Here is a 14,159-nt window from a genome sequence, read left to right on the forward strand (position 1 = left end):
GGTCGCTTCACACCTTTACGGCTGTTGCTTTTGGCGCACTCGATCCAAAAACCTCGTCTTCGATCGGAAAATTCCGAAGACCCAGTCTCTGGAATGCTGTCAGTGAGATGAAGGTCGGCACGACGAGCGCATAGCGCCGCCACAGCCGTCGCGGCTCGCACAAAAGACGAAAGGCCCATTCGAAGCCGCTTCTTTGAATGAACCTTGGAGCTTGCCGCTTGAGGCCGGCGTGAAAATCGAATGCAGCTCCGACGCCGATAAGCATCGATGCATCCAGACGGTCACGCATGCGCGCCATCCAGAGTTCCTGCTTGGGACTGCTCAGCCCCACCCAGATGATATCGGCGCCGGATCGATTGAGCCGGTCCGCAATATCGGCTTCCTCTAGCGGTGACAGTTTATGAAAAGGCGGTGCATAGGAGCCGGCTATCTCAGCTTCCGGGAATTTCGCGACAAGCCGCGCCTGCAAGTGCTGCAGCGTCTCGGGCGTTGCGCCATAAAGGAAGTGGCGTATACCCTTCGATGTGCCGGCCTCGAAAACAGACAACATCAGATCAGGTCCGTAGACCCTGTCGCTCTCCACATGGCCAGCACGCTTCAATGCCCATACCAACGGCATGCCGTCGGGGGTCACGAGGAAAGCCCGGTTATGTATCGACCGGAGCTCTGGGTCATCTTGACATCGGACGACACCGTGTGCGTCGCGAACGCACACATATTCCCTCCTGCCGTCTTCAATCCCTTTTTGAATAAAACCGGTCGCGCTTTTAAGATTAACTGCCGAAATGCGAACACCAAGGACATTAGTCCATTCCAGGGAGTCCTTTTGTTTAAGAACTGAAGTTTGGCCTCTGTCTGCTGGTTGCTTTCCCATGACCTACGCTTTCGCGATTTAAACTGTCACCAGAATATGCCGGCAGAGCGATTGTCTCCATACTTTCAGTTCCAACTATTGGACGTAGAAGACACTTCATATTCCTACGCCTTCGGCCGAGATAAGTTACAATGTTCGAAGTACGGCGGCGTACCCCCACGGCTTGCCACGTTGCTCTTTTTGATGAGTGCGATCCCGAAAGAGCGGTTTGACCTTCACAAAGCCGCGGACAATAGTCACTCTCGCGCCAAGCCTGGGCGGACCTGCGCGCGAATAAAGCGGGGGAGAGATGGTTAACCCGACAGGCGAGATGACAGGCCCGGCTGGCGATCCTTCAGAGCTGCCCGGCAAAACCAACCAGCTGCAGAAAGACCTGAGCTCTGATGGGTATATCATCATCAGAGAACTATTGTCCGCTGATCAGGTGGAGCGCTTACGGCTGATTATCAAGCAACACCTAAGGTCGGGAGGTCGTTACCAGTACGGCGGCAAATTCCAACTTCATGCCATGTATGTCGCAGAGGACATCGCCAAGTTTCTGACTTCCGATGTGATCCTCAGTCGCCTCAAGGAAATCACGCGACCGCTTGACGTCGTTCTCACGGGCGAATGCGATATGATGATCAATACGACATCGTCATGGCATAACGACGTTCCCCACCACCCTGCCTGCATCGACGAAACCATCTTCGCGGACGAGTCTTTCAGGGTCTACAAGATTGCATTCTACCTACAGGATCAGGACGAAAATTCGCCGGCGACATTGAAGGTTCGACCAAGATCTCACCTCAAGGGCCTGGTTGAGAGCATGCCGGAGAAGGGCTTGGGTATAGGGGCGGGCGATGCCATCATCTTCGACGTGCGCATCGAACATGCCGGTCAAATGCCGACACTCGTCGACAGAAGCCTACGCAAGTTCTTTGAGCGGATCGGGCCGCGACTTCGCCTCGACTCGCAAAAGGCTTTCACGGTGACACGATCAGTCCTTCGACGGATGGCCGGGACCCGTGACCGCATGGCGCTTTTCATGACCTTTGGTCCGCCCGATTCATGGACCCATTCTTATGCCGAAGAAGGCTGCAATCGCCATTCCGGCGTTCGAGGGACGCTGAGCGCAGAGGTTCTGAAACAGCTCGCTGCCAATAACATCAGCCCGCCCATTATCGGCAAGCCGGTCGCACCCCGGCAGGTTTCCGGGCCGGGAACTTGATGCGTGGGTATGGATTCGAACCCGACGCAGGATCCGTTGGAATTTTCACTCTGGGCCGGTTCGCCGAGGCCATGACGTCATAGCTCCTATCGGCAGCAGTCATTTCCGTCCCGTCGCCGGTCTTGTTATTCGGGGTGCGACGCTACGCTGCCTGTATCGATCCCAGCCTTCTGAAGGTCGCTTAGACTGCCAAACTCTCCCGAAGGCATGACCTCCGGGTGGATCCTGAAGCTCTTGTCGTTCAGATTGCCGCTGTAACGGTTACGCGCAAATTGCACCGATCCGAGCTTGTGGTCAGGCACGTAAATGTATGCTGCAAGCCCATTACCGCTGTCGACCGACACGATATTGTCCTCGATACGATTGGGGCCTGCCCAAGGCGGACGCCACCCCCGGCCCGTACCGTCATCGACGCGAAAGGCAGCCCCAGATCCGCCTGTAATGATGTTCCCCGTCACCAGGTTGCTCCAGCCGCCGTTTATGCCGATCGCCGATATGTTATCCAAAAGCCTATTTCCTTCGATGCGCACACCACTGGCCTTGCCGTCGGTATAGATCGCCCAACTGATAGGAGAAGGCCATTCACTGGTATTTTCATATCCAGGAGGCCAGAATGTCCCATCGACCCTGTTCATAAGCTGACCTGTTCCGGTGACGAGATTGTAGCGAATGCTGCTGTTCAAAGGGTCCGTCTGCTCACCCATCATCTTGATGGCACCGCCGTCTGCCGTTTGCTGATTGGCGTTGCGGACCACGTTGTGTTCGATGACCGCGTCATGGACTGCGTCCTGATCTCCCCACAGCGAGCCACCGGCAATACCGAACTGGGCTGCGTTTTCGATGAGATTATGAGCGATCCTGACATTGTCGGCAGCCTGGAACCAGATCCCGGCCGTTTCGAAATAGACCCTGCCGATGTCATGGATGTGGTTCGACAGGATTGTCGCACCGTGGGATTTGAGGAAGGTGCCATAGGTCGTGCCGACATAAATTCCATTGCCGGCCACATCCGCAATCACGTTGCCGGCAATCAGGACATCTTTGCTCTCGGAAACATGGATGCCGACGCCGACATTGTCGATGGAATTGCCGAGCAGCCGGACGCCGTCCGCCCGGTCGAGCCGTATGGCGCCAAAGCTCCTGGTGTCGGTACCGAACTTGCCGCTGCCGCGCGGATCCCCATCCCTGAACTGGAGCCCGGATACAACCATTCCATCGGCTCCATCCAGCCTGAAGAATGTCGGCAGGATGCCGGCGACAGTCGTAGAGCTGATTGGCAATCCATCGGTCGGGAGGTAGACGAGTTGCTCCTTGGCGCGGTCATACCACCACTCCCCGGGAGCATCGAGCAGGGCCGCCGCCCCGGTCAGAAAATAGCGGCTGCCTTCCGCGGTGAAGAAATAGGCAGTGCCTCTGGTGTTGATGGCCCGGTTCGCGGTGTCGATTGAGACCACTGGGAGGGTGTCACTGCCCCATTGGCTGCCGGGGCGAAAACCACCGACAATATGAGCGACAAGCCCCTTTGTATTTTTCGAGATCGGAAGATCGCCGGCATGGAAGCAAAAGCGCGTGTTGCCATGCCATATGTCGTCATCCTCAGTGCACTTGGCAGCGAAAAGCCACCCTTTGCGCGGATCTCCATCGAGCGGAGCGTTGGGAAATCGCGCCTGCGTCTGCAGCGCGCCCTTGACGAAAAGGTCGCCCACCTCCCTGCCTGCAGGCAGCTTCAGTGATGCCGTCCAGCGGCCATCGGCCTGTGCCGTCCAATTGCGTACAAGCGGACCGCCGTGCAGAACCGGCGCTTCGTTGCACCTCGCCGTGATGACCAGGCCCGCGTCGCGCGCGTCGAAGACGATCGGTTCAGTGAGATAATAGTCCCCGCCGCCCATTGCGATCGTGTTTTGGCCGCGCTTCTCACGCGCAGCATCCCGAGCTCTCTCGATGCTGACAAATGGACCGTCGGTATGCTGAGGATTGGGTTTGGGAAGACGCCCACTCCAACTGTCCTTGCCATTAGGAGAAACATAGAATACCGCCCGGGCCGCAGATGTGCCCGTCAGTACTTTGCTCAGTGAAGTCCCCTTCAGCCTGTCGGAAAAGGTCGCCGGCGACGCTTCCGCGCAAGTCGCTTCCCTGAGCGCCGTCTGCAGCTTATCGGGCGCATCTGCGTCCGGAGTCACTGGGGCCAGGTTGCTCGGCTGCGGAAAGAGCGTCGCAAACAGAATGCTCAAGATCGATACGAAAGGCAGCCTCAAATCTGCAGCTCCGCCGTTTTGCTGCGCGCCGATGCCCGCATTTGCTGGCCGGGGGTCATCGAAACAACGGGCTCGTATAGAGAGAACATGATGATGCCCGACATAAACAGAACGAAAATCGCGTCATTCTGGATTAGGAAGATTGTCTCGGTCATGTTCATCACCAAAATGACGACTGTGAAGACATTCAGCCAGAGCCAGCAATAGCGCGGGTCCCGGCATTGGAGGACCGCCCCTTGGCGCAATGCCTGTAGAAGCATCAGAGCGAACAAAATCATTCCGCTTATTCCGAAGTTCAGCAGCGTATCGCGGAATCCGTTATGGGCGTGGGGAGCCATCCATCCGATCTTCGACCAGATAATCCAGGCGTCGGGATTAGCTTCTGTCCAAAAGGCCTGGTAGCCGAAGCCGAGCAGCAGATGATCGGCAATCTGACCATCGACCAGTTCCCACAAGGGTACCCGGCCGGTCAAAGTGGCATCCTTGCCAAGCGCCTCCAGGAATGGAACCAGGAATTCGTGAAGCAATAGGAGGAGCCCGATGAACATTTGAACAAAAAACAGGATGAGGACGATGCGACTGATGCCGCCGATCCGCCGCAACAGGGTATAGAACCCGATCAAGCAATAGGCAGATACCGTCGCAATGATCGCGGTCATCGATCCGGAGCCCATGAGACAGGCCCCACCCGCGATCAAGAAAAGCAAAGCGGTCCGCCGTAAACCCCGATTACCGTCCATTAAAACGGCCGTCGACACCAGTGTCATCATAGCGGCATACCAACCGAGACTGTTCTTGTGGATGAATATGCCACGCACGGCGCCGTCCATCGGCATGCGAGCGAGACCCGGCGACGCCACGAAGACCAGCAGGCTGAGGACGATGCATGTTCCGAAGGTGGCAAATGCCAGGAGAAGCAACTGCCGTGGCGTGAAGCGTATCGCCAGCACGTAAGCCAGAAGCACAGTAAAGAGCAGGCCGATGGCGCGCCTGAATGTCGTTGATGGGCCTACCGACCAGAAGACGGACACAAACGGCATGGCGACCATCAGCGGGACAAACCAATTTCGCTTGAGCGCCGTTAGAAATTGCGGAAAATTCCGTACCAGCATCAACAATGTAAAGCCGTATACGGGTAGGCAAAGCAGACGCAATATAGACCTGGCGTGATCGCTAAGGGCTCCGTCGGCGTCCGCCAGCATGAGCGGGAAAAGGGCGCCTGTCTGAAGGAAAAGGCAGAAGCCCGCGCCCCAGCATTCTATCGCTCGCCAACTGACGGTCGGCCCATTCGCGGCTCTAAGCGTATCGGCTCTCATTATCGGTCCCGATTTGCCTGGACAGATGAGAGGCTGTTGATCGCGGCAATTTGGAAAGACATGGGGTCCCCTTTCACAGCTGCGCTGCTTACCAACGAACATCCCGACACCTCCCCAGTCAACTGACGCAAACGAAGACGGAGCTAAGCCTAACGCGCATACCCACCGTCCAAGGACGTTGGTTGGATTAAGCTCACGGTCGACCCCTCCCCCAAAAGTTGGTGCTTGGGCCAATGCCATTGCCCATAAGAGCAGATGTCACCGGTGACCAATCGCCGTTAGCTTGGCGATGAAAACATACCGCGAAGATCGCGCTGAGCCGCAGTTGGTGGTGAAGTGAGGCAATAATTCTGGCGCAGCTGGCTGTTGGCAGCGACGCTTGGAAGGGTTGGGATTCTTATGGTTCTGCGTCATGGTCCTGGTTTCGTATGCACTATAACGGAAGCGTCACGCGTTGCGGTGGTGACCCTACGAGCTCAGGGCAGAATCCTGATCGCGCAGAATGATGCCTGTCCGCCTCTCATCTCTTTCCATCAATTCGCGTTGCCGAACGAACGAGCGTTCGCAACTCCGGCGTACCGATGTGTCGCGCAGCAACGCGCTTGAGAGGGGTGTCATGGAGCGGCCGACGATCAGCGTCCTCATCAACAACTACAACTATGGTTGCTTTCTTCCTCGGGCGATCGACAGCGCCTTGCGCCAAAGAGCGTCTGATGCCGAGATCATCGTCGTCGATGACGGCTCGAGCGATCAGTCGCGCTCGGTTCTCGAAGGTTATGAAAAGCGGGTGAAGGTGGTCTTCCAGGAGAACCAGGGACAGGCCGCCGCCATTAATGCCGCTGTAAAGGCAAGCAGTGGTGACATCCTCTGTTTTCTCGATGCCGATGACTGGTGGGCGCCGGGCAAGCTGTCGGCAACAGCCGCTGCTTTCCAGTCGAATCCTCATGCATCGCTTGTTTATCACCGACTTCAGCCAACGCAGACCGATGGCTCAATAGCCTTCAAGCCAATTCCTCGAACCCTGTGTTCGGGCGATTTGTCGCCGCGCCTTGCGAGATCGGCTGGCTGGTGGCCCTTCCCACTGACATCAGCCATCGCTGTAAGACGCAGCGCCTGGGATGCGGCAGGAGAGATTCCCGAGCAGTTTCACATTTCCGCCGATGCCTGGCTCGCGGGCATCTACCCATTTCTGGGGGATGTTGTCGCCCTGTCGGATTCACTCGGATTCTACCGGATTCACAACAACAACTGGTATCGGTCAGTCGATGACGCCGCCATGCTGCGAAAGCGGATGGCCCATTGGCGGACTGTCGTTGACGCGACGAACCAGTTTCTTTCCGCGCACGGTTTAGCCGGAAGGCTGCGTCTGACCGATCACTTTCCGTATCGGGTCGCCTCAGCCAGGCTGGAGGGCGCAGATGCACGCACCCGGTTCAGACTTGTCGCCGAAGGACTTTTTTTCGCCGGAGAACCAAACTTGCTGAGGCGTATGCGTGAGGCATTGCGGACAGCCCGCGACCTTCCTCGACGCGGTCAGGCGGTTGGCTTGTCGGAGTCGGCACGATGAAGGCGCTGATGCTGGTTTCCGAACTCGAAGACTACACCATCTCCTTCGCCAGCGGTGTTGCGCAACACCTGCAGGTCGTGCTCGCAGTCCCGCGTCGGCGCTACGCCAATCTTGTCTCCTCTTTCGATCCGGCCGTCGATCTGCACCTTTTGGACTGGCCACGGCACCGCTCACTCTCCAATCCCTGGTTCCTGCACCAACTCACGCGTCTCATCCGGCACGAGCGGCCGAACGTCATTCACCTTCTGAGCAATTCCACGCTCTGGCTGAACTTCGCTGCGCCATTCTGGCGGCCGATCCCGCTCGTGACGACCGTCCATGACGTTGACGTGCATCCCGGTGATTCCGACACCCGAACGCTCCCGGCCTGGGCTCCGCAATTGATCGTGCGGCAATCGGGTCATGTCGTCGTCCATGGCGAGGGGCTGAAACGAATGGTTCTCGAGCGATATTCAAAATCGCCCGAGTGCGTCCATGTCCTGTCGCATCCGGCCATTCATCGCTACGCGGAACTCGCTCGGCAGCACAAGATGGCGCGGCGCCACGCAGATGGAACCTTGCGCGTCCTGCTTTTCGGGCGGATTTTTGCTTACAAGGGGTTGGAACATCTAGTCCGCGCCGAGGCGATGCTGAAGGATCAGCTCCCCAATCTGCGCATCACGGTCGCCGGCCGCGGCGATGATCCCTGGATCTTCCAGCCTCTTATGGGCGAAGCCGGCCGCTATGATATTCGCAACCGCTTTATCGAGGACATGGAGGTCGCCCAGCTTTTTCTGGATGCCGATATCGTTGTTCTTCCCTACACGGAAGCCTCGCAAAGTGGTGTGCTCAACCTTGCCGCGGCATTTGGCAAACCGGTCATCGTGACCGATGTCGGCGAATTGCGCGCCACCGTTCTGCCGAACGGACTGGGAATGGTGGTTCGGCCAGGGGACGTCGAACAGCTCGCCAGTGCCATCCGGACACTGGCTGATAACAGTGAACTGAGAAGCAGCTTCGGGACCAGCGCGCTCGCCTGGGCCACAGGTCCGAATTCGCCTGAACAGGTCGGGGCGCAGGCTGCGGCCGTTTATCGTGAGGTGGTCGGAGCATGCGAATGACGGCGCTCACAGAGGGGGATCGGATAGCGGTGCGGAATGCAGCAGCAACCGTGCGCCACTACGTCCCGGGTGGTCGCGAGAACGGCGGCGGAATTGGCAGGATGGTCGGCTATATATCGAGCACGGCCAAGGAGGCGGGCGAAACGCATCTCGTCACCGACACCAGAGGACCGCGCTGGTCCCTGGTTACGTCGCCGATGCGCATGCTCAGCGCCATCTTGATGATGGCCAAGGATCGGATAATTGCTCCGGCACGCATTCACCATATCCATATCGCCGGGCGCGGCAGCACAGCAAGAAAACTGATCCTCACCGAGGCTGCCCGCCTCCTCGGATGCTCTCACATATTACACCTGCACGATTACGACTATGCGAGTGACTTTGCCGCACGCTCGCCACGGCAACAAATGCTCATACGCCGGATGTTCCAACATGCCGACCAGGTCGTAGCGCTGGGGCAGCGCGACCGTATGACGCTAACGACGCTTCTGGGCGTGGACGAGCGCCGCGTGGCCGTCATCCGCAATTGCGTTCCCGACCCCGGGGCGCGCAGTGTTCACGTCGGCAAGATGCCGTTGATCGTCTTTCTCGGCCGGCTGAGCGAACGCAAAGGCGTTGGGGAGCTTCTGCTTGCCTTAAGTCATCCGATTATGAAGGCGCTCCAGTGGCGAGCCGTGCTGGCAGGCGACGGACCTGTGGAGGACTACCGACGCCAAGCCGCAGCCCTGGGCCTTTCAGATCTGGTGAAAATGCCGGGCTGGCTCGGCGCCGACGAGGCGCAAGCCTTGTGTGCACGGGCAGATATCCTGGTCCTACCTTCGCATGCCGAGGGCTTGGCAATGGCTGTGGTCGAAGGGCTCGCCCACGGGCTTGCGGTCGTTACCACGCGCGTCGGCGCGCATGACGAAGTCATCTCCGACGGTGAAACGGGCGTCTTCGTGCCTGTCGGAGACAAGGATGCCCTGGCTGCGGCGCTGGCAAAACTCGTCAGCGATCCGGAAATCCGCAACCGCCTCTCGGCCAAGGCCCGAGCTCATTATCTCAATCAGTTCAGTATGAAAGCTTACATGCGATCGCTGGAAAAACTCTACGACGCCGTCTCCGCGCAACCTCAAACGTCGGTTGGTGAACGATGACCATTTCAACTATCCCGCCAGACCGCAACGCCTCGCTCTCGTCGATGCGTTACGATCCCCGGTTTCAGGTAGAAACGAGGTCGGACGACTTTGACCTCACATCGGGCCTGCGTCTTATCCGGCGAAGGATGGTGATGATCGCGGCTATCATCACGCTGTTTATGGCGATCGCCGCGATCATGGTTTCGGGGTTGAAGCCGAGTTTTCATGCCGAGTCCCGGCTGATAATCCACACACCTCTGGCGACGAAACTCGGGCCTGAGGATTCCGGTCGCAACGATCCGCTGGACGCCGCATCGGAGACCGAACGGCTTCTTTCCAGAAGCATTGCAGAGCGGGTAATCCGCGACCTGCGGCTAGATCAGTGGCCGGAATTCAATCCGGCGCTGCAGGAGAGCTCGCTTATCGACAGGGTCCGAGCAATGTTGCGCGGTCTGGTCGACAGAGAAAAACCATTCTCGCCGGTACGAAACAGCATCGAGCCAATCATCCCGAAGTACTACAAGGCATTGCGCGTATGGCGCGATGGCCAGAGTGACGTTATTCAGATCGGCTTCGATGCGAGCGATCCCCAACTGGCAGCCTCAGTCCCGAACCGGCTCATCAGCATCTATCTCGAAGAGCGGAAGGACGGTCTGCGGGGGCGCCTGGATGCGGCAGAAGAATGGGTTCTGCAGCGCATCGCCGAACAGAAGGACCGCGCTGCGGCAGCACGCGATGCCGCCGACGCGTATCAGAAAACGATGGACGTCGTCTCAAATGACGACGATCAGGTTGAACAGATCAAGTCAATAATGGAGCTGGGCGAGCGGCAGACAAAAATCGAACAAAGCCGCACTGAAGCGAGAGCAACGATATCTGCACTGGAAGCGGCTGACGACCTCTCGCTTGCCCTGCAGAATATGGTTATTCCCGACAGTATTGGCGCGGCGCAACGGGAGCTTCGTTCGCAGGAGCAAGATCTCGAGCGCCTTCTCGAGATATATGGCAACACCGCCGAAGCCGTGGTCGATATGCGGGCGAAGATTCTTAAATCCCGCACCGATCTCAGCCTTGCGGTCGATCGATATCTTCAATCCATCCGCTCCAAGCTTGCGGCGCTCGATCATGAGGATGACGCGGTCCGGTCGGCCTTGGCGGTTGCGCATGAGAAACGCGCTCGCTCTGCCCTGGCGCAAACGGAGCTGGCGCGACTCCAACGCATGTCTGACAAGGAGCAGACCGCGCTTGATAAGCTCGAAGAGCAGCGCCGTGGCCTGGCTGCGCAAGCCATGCTGCCGGGAGCGGAACTGGAAGTTTTGTCACCGGCAGCGGTGCCGCTGGCACCGCAGGGGCGCGGACGACTTTTCTATCTGGTCGGCGCCCTCCTGGCTTCGATATCGATCGCGGTAACAGCCGCTTTCGTGGTCGAGATGCTGGATAACTCGGTCCGCAGCTTCGATCAGATGGCCGGAATGCCTCGCATAGTGCCCGCCGGATTCATCCCGCGCCTGAAACGGAAGGACCGGGGGGATCCATCTATGCTCTTTGGGTACATTCAAGACGGGATGTTTGACGAAGCAATTCGCTCGGTCATAACTTCGCTCAAACAGTCCAACGGTGGAAAGCTGCCTAACAGTATTGTCGTGACGTCGGCTCACAGCGGAGAGGGCAAGTCGCTTGTCGCCAGATCACTGGCAATCGATCTCGCCGCCAACGGAATTCCGGTGCTGCTTGTTGATGGCGACCTCAGACACGGAAATCTCGACTCGTTTTTCAGGTCAGAACTACAGCAGGGGTTGAACGAATTCCTGTGTCGACAGGCTGGAATCCGGGACATCATCGATCACCATCCGAGCGGCATCGACTTCATTCCGGCCGGCAATGCCACTCTCCATCGGCGCGCCCGTATGACGGATGCGGCCGACATCGTCTCGATGGCCGCCTCGCTGGGCCAAGTCGTCATCTTCGACAGCGCACCCGTGCTCGCCTCGGCTGATACGATGCATCTGACGGCGTTAGCAGAACGAACGCTCGTAGTCGTAAAATGGGGTAAGACGAGCCGTCGCGCCGTCGAATTTTGCTTACATCAGCTGAGGACCGCACGCAACGCAGAGCTCTGCGTTGCCATAAACAACGTCAATCCGAAACAACACGCCATGTACAACTTCAGCGATTCGGAATTGTTTGTGAAATCACTGAGGAAATACCACGAATTCACCTGAACCGGGAGTGCATTCACATCTGGTTCCGCCGAAACAAATTACGGAGACCGTAGTGAAGAATAAAAACAAGGTTGCGCTGATTACGGGTATAACAGGTCAGGACGGTGCTTACCTGGCCGAGTTTCTCTTGGAGAAGGGTTATATTGTTCACGGCCTCAAGCGACGCTCATCGTCCTTCAACACCAGCCGCATCGAGCATCTATACGAGGATCCCCATGTCGAGAATCCCCGGTTCATCTTGCATTTCGGGGACATGACCGATTCAACGAACCTCATCCGTGTCGTTCAGGAAACGCAGCCTGACGAGATCTATAACCTCGCAGCACAGAGCCACGTTCAAGTCTCCTTCGAGACGCCGGAATATACGGCCAACGCCGATGGAACCGGCACACTTCGGTTGCTTGAAGCAATTCGCCTCCTGGGACTGACCAGGAAGACGCGCTTCTATCAAGCGTCCACCTCGGAGCTCTACGGCAAAGTTCAGGAAGTCCCGCAAAGCGAAACGACGCCTTTCTACCCTCGATCACCCTACGCAGCGGCCAAGCTCTACGCCTATTGGATCGTGGTCAATTATCGCGAGGCATATGGCATGCACGCCTCGAACGGCATCTTGTTCAATCATGAAAGTCCGATTCGCGGCGAGACCTTCGTGACCCGTAAAATCACCCGGGCGGCGGCTGCGATCCATCTTGGACTGCAGGAAAAGCTCTATCTCGGCAATTTGGATGCACAGCGCGACTGGGGACATGCGCGCGAATATGTCCGCGGGATGTGGCTGATGCTGCAGCAGGACGAACCGGAGGACTATGTCCTTGCAACCGGCGAAACGCACTCAGTTCGCTCCTTTGTCGACAAGGCTTTTACCAAGGTGGGCATGCCGATTGATTGGCGTGGGACCGGAGTTGAGGAAAAGGGGTATGACAAGACATCCGGTCGGTGCGTGGTGGAGGTCGATCCGGCTTATTTCCGCCCGACTGAAGTTGACCTTCTGATCGGCGATCCGACGAAGGCGCATACGAAGCTTGGCTGGAAACACGAGACCAGTCTTGATCAGCTGGTTACGGAGATGGTCCGCGAGGATCTGAAAGTCATGGCACGAAATGTTCCGGCGGTGAGTGTAACCAAAGGTTTTGCCTATGCCTGAGGTGATCTACAGCCTTGCCGGAAAAAGGGTCTAGGCCGCCGCCCCCCGCGGCATGGTTGCTCCGCGATCGTGCGATCGTCTCGCTCCGAGGGCTGCGAGATTCAAATGCTACCCCCGCATAAATGCAAAAAAAGCCCGGCTCGAGAGCCGGGCTTTCCTGATCGACCGAAGTCAGACCAGATTAGAACGAACGCTGCAGGCGGAAGTAGCCCGAGGTGGAGTCGTCGCCGTCTTCCGGATCGAGGTACTGAACCGAAGCCTTGGCGTAGAAGTTGTCGACGATCTGGTAATCAACCGTCAGACCAACCTTCCAGGCATCGCCGTCGGCGAAGTCGTTGCCGTCAACACCGTAGTCGCTGTAGTACTGGACGCCGGGGGTGATCTTGAGCTTGTCGGTTGCCTTGATTGCGTATTCGGCAGCGATAGCCCATTCAGCTGCAGTGTAGTAGGAGCTCGGGCCGGTGGCGTAGACGGCTGCGAGGCCGAGCGTGCCGGGACCGATGTCAACCGTACCCATTGCGCGGATAGCGCCTTCTTCGTTGTCGACGTCGTAGCCGGCAGTGATCTGGTAGCTGAAGATACCACCCTTGCCGCCGAGACCGACTGCAACGCCAACGTTGTTGGCTTCTTCGTCAGACTTGTAGAAGCCGTCTTCCAGTTCGTCGACGCTGATGCCAGCGTAGAAGGCGTCGGTTTCGTACTGATAACGGATGGAGTTATGCAGCGTGACCGGAGAACCGATATCGTCGGTTTCGCCAGAGAGGCCGTCGTCCCACCAGCTGTAGAACAGACCAGCGCGGAAGCCTGCGATGTCGAGGTAAGCGGAGTCGAGCTTGGCGCCCTGATCCGATGCGTTGTCAGCATTGAACTGCATGACGATGACGCCGGTCAGCGGACCATATTCGGTGTCGCTCTTAGCCGTGAACTGAACCTGACCGCGAGTACGGGCATCCCAGTCGCTGTCGTTGCTGGCCGAGCCGTTGAGCGGCTGATCACCAACGTCGACCTGGAAACGGATGTAACCGTTGATCTTCAGGCAGGTTTCGGTGCCGGGGATGTAGAAGTAGCCGGTGCCGTAAGCGTCGCAAACGCGAACATATTCAACCGGTTCCGGCTCGGCAGCAACGATAGCGTCAGCAGCCTGAGCACCGGAAACTACTGCCAGAGCAGCAGCGGAGCCGAGAAGAAGGCTCTTGATGTTCATAAATGACCTCCAATTCAAAGTTTCGATCGGGTTTGGGATCTTTCGCTGAGCAGCGTTCCCTGCCCCATCCCCGTGTTTTAAGAAGTGGACGATCCGTCGCCCTTGCTTCCGAGGGTGAAAATACAAGACGGCGGCCGTCACGCAATCAC

At 57.9% G+C, this 14,159-nt stretch carries 10 protein-coding genes; 6 read left to right on the forward strand and 4 right to left on the reverse strand.

The annotated features are described in order from the left end of the window. Positions 1–7: 7 nt before the first annotated feature. Positions 8–874, reverse strand: a complete 867-nt coding sequence (locus QWJ46_RS06840) for a WecB/TagA/CpsF family glycosyltransferase (RefSeq protein WP_302750016.1) — start codon at positions 872–874, stop codon at positions 8–10. A gap of 289 nt (positions 875–1,163) precedes the next feature. Between QWJ46_RS06840 and QWJ46_RS06845 the strand changes: the two genes are divergently transcribed. Then, complete coding sequence (locus tag QWJ46_RS06845; protein WP_302750018.1) at positions 1,164–2,084, forward strand: phytanoyl-CoA dioxygenase; 921 nt, start codon at positions 1,164–1,166, stop codon at positions 2,082–2,084. 125 nt (positions 2,085–2,209) lie between these two features. Here the strand turns inward: QWJ46_RS06845 and QWJ46_RS06850 are convergent, their stop codons facing one another. Together QWJ46_RS06850 and QWJ46_RS06855 are read right to left on the reverse strand one after the other, a co-directional pair. Beyond that, the gene (locus QWJ46_RS06850; RefSeq protein ID WP_302750020.1) at positions 2,210–4,339 is read right to left on the reverse strand and encodes a nitrous oxide reductase family maturation protein NosD; all 2,130 of its coding nucleotides are present in this window, start codon (positions 4,337–4,339) and stop codon (positions 2,210–2,212) included. After that, entirely contained in the window at positions 4,336–5,655 is a 1,320-nt protein-coding gene (locus QWJ46_RS06855; RefSeq protein WP_302750022.1) for an O-antigen ligase, read from the reverse strand. The genes QWJ46_RS06850 and QWJ46_RS06855 overlap by 4 nt, the downstream gene beginning before the upstream one ends. A 616-nt stretch (positions 5,656–6,271) precedes the next feature. On the opposite strand from QWJ46_RS06855, the gene QWJ46_RS06860 reads away from it, so the two are divergent. The 5 genes from QWJ46_RS06860 to gmd are packed head-to-tail and all read left to right on the forward strand — an operon-like array spanning position 6,272 to position 12,806. Continuing rightward, positions 6,272–7,222 carry a glycosyltransferase gene (locus QWJ46_RS06860; RefSeq protein WP_184453391.1) on the forward strand — a complete coding sequence of 317 codons (951 nt, stop codon included), beginning with the start codon at positions 6,272–6,274 and terminating at the stop codon, positions 7,220–7,222. Beyond that, positions 7,219–8,322, forward strand: coding sequence for a glycosyltransferase family 4 protein (locus tag QWJ46_RS06865; protein ID WP_184453393.1), 1,104 nt, complete (start codon positions 7,219–7,221; stop codon positions 8,320–8,322). Before QWJ46_RS06860 ends, QWJ46_RS06865 begins: the two co-directional genes overlap by 4 nt. Continuing rightward, positions 8,313–9,458, forward strand: coding sequence for a glycosyltransferase family 4 protein (locus QWJ46_RS06870; protein WP_302750024.1), 1,146 nt, complete (start codon positions 8,313–8,315; stop codon positions 9,456–9,458). The genes QWJ46_RS06865 and QWJ46_RS06870 overlap by 10 nt, the downstream gene beginning before the upstream one ends. Then, positions 9,455–11,662: a polysaccharide biosynthesis tyrosine autokinase gene (locus QWJ46_RS06875; protein WP_184453398.1), complete on the forward strand. Its 2,208-nt coding sequence runs from the start codon at positions 9,455–9,457 to the stop codon at positions 11,660–11,662. The genes QWJ46_RS06870 and QWJ46_RS06875 overlap by 4 nt, the downstream gene beginning before the upstream one ends. Before the next feature lie 52 nt (positions 11,663–11,714). Continuing rightward, a complete protein-coding gene (gmd, locus tag QWJ46_RS06880; protein ID WP_302750025.1) occupies positions 11,715–12,806 on the forward strand; it encodes a GDP-mannose 4,6-dehydratase in 1,092 nt (363 codons plus the stop codon). Positions 12,807–12,987: 181 nt separating this feature from the next. Here the strand turns inward: gmd and QWJ46_RS06885 are convergent, their stop codons facing one another. Further along, the gene (locus tag QWJ46_RS06885; protein ID WP_184453402.1) at positions 12,988–14,010 is read right to left on the reverse strand and encodes a porin; all 1,023 of its coding nucleotides are present in this window, start codon (positions 14,008–14,010) and stop codon (positions 12,988–12,990) included. Positions 14,011–14,159 lie beyond the last annotated feature (149 nt).

The organism is Rhizobium sp. CBN3, assembly GCF_030518245.1.
Lineage (GTDB): Bacteria > Pseudomonadota > Alphaproteobacteria > Rhizobiales > Rhizobiaceae > Rhizobium > Rhizobium aethiopicum_A.

What these genes read in the sequence shown, in the direction of transcription:
- QWJ46_RS06860 (WP_184453391.1), top strand. Translation starts at nt 6,272, where the DNA reads ATGGAGCGGCCGACGATCAGCGTCCTCATCAACAACTACAACTATGGT.
- QWJ46_RS06875 (WP_184453398.1), top strand. Translation starts at nt 9,455, where the DNA reads ATGACCATTTCAACTATCCCGCCAGACCGCAACGCCTCGCTCTCGTCG.
- QWJ46_RS06885 (WP_184453402.1), bottom strand. Translation starts at nt 14,010, where the DNA reads ATGAACATCAAGAGCCTTCTTCTCGGCTCCGCTGCTGCTCTGGCAGTA.
- QWJ46_RS06865 (WP_184453393.1), top strand. Translation starts at nt 7,219, where the DNA reads ATGAAGGCGCTGATGCTGGTTTCCGAACTCGAAGACTACACCATCTCC.
- QWJ46_RS06855 (WP_302750022.1), bottom strand. Translation starts at nt 5,655, where the DNA reads ATGAGAGCCGATACGCTTAGAGCCGCGAATGGGCCGACCGTCAGTTGG.
- QWJ46_RS06840 (WP_302750016.1), bottom strand. Translation starts at nt 874, where the DNA reads ATGGGAAAGCAACCAGCAGACAGAGGCCAAACTTCAGTTCTTAAACAA.
- QWJ46_RS06845 (WP_302750018.1), top strand. Translation starts at nt 1,164, where the DNA reads ATGGTTAACCCGACAGGCGAGATGACAGGCCCGGCTGGCGATCCTTCA.
- QWJ46_RS06870 (WP_302750024.1), top strand. Translation starts at nt 8,313, where the DNA reads ATGCGAATGACGGCGCTCACAGAGGGGGATCGGATAGCGGTGCGGAAT.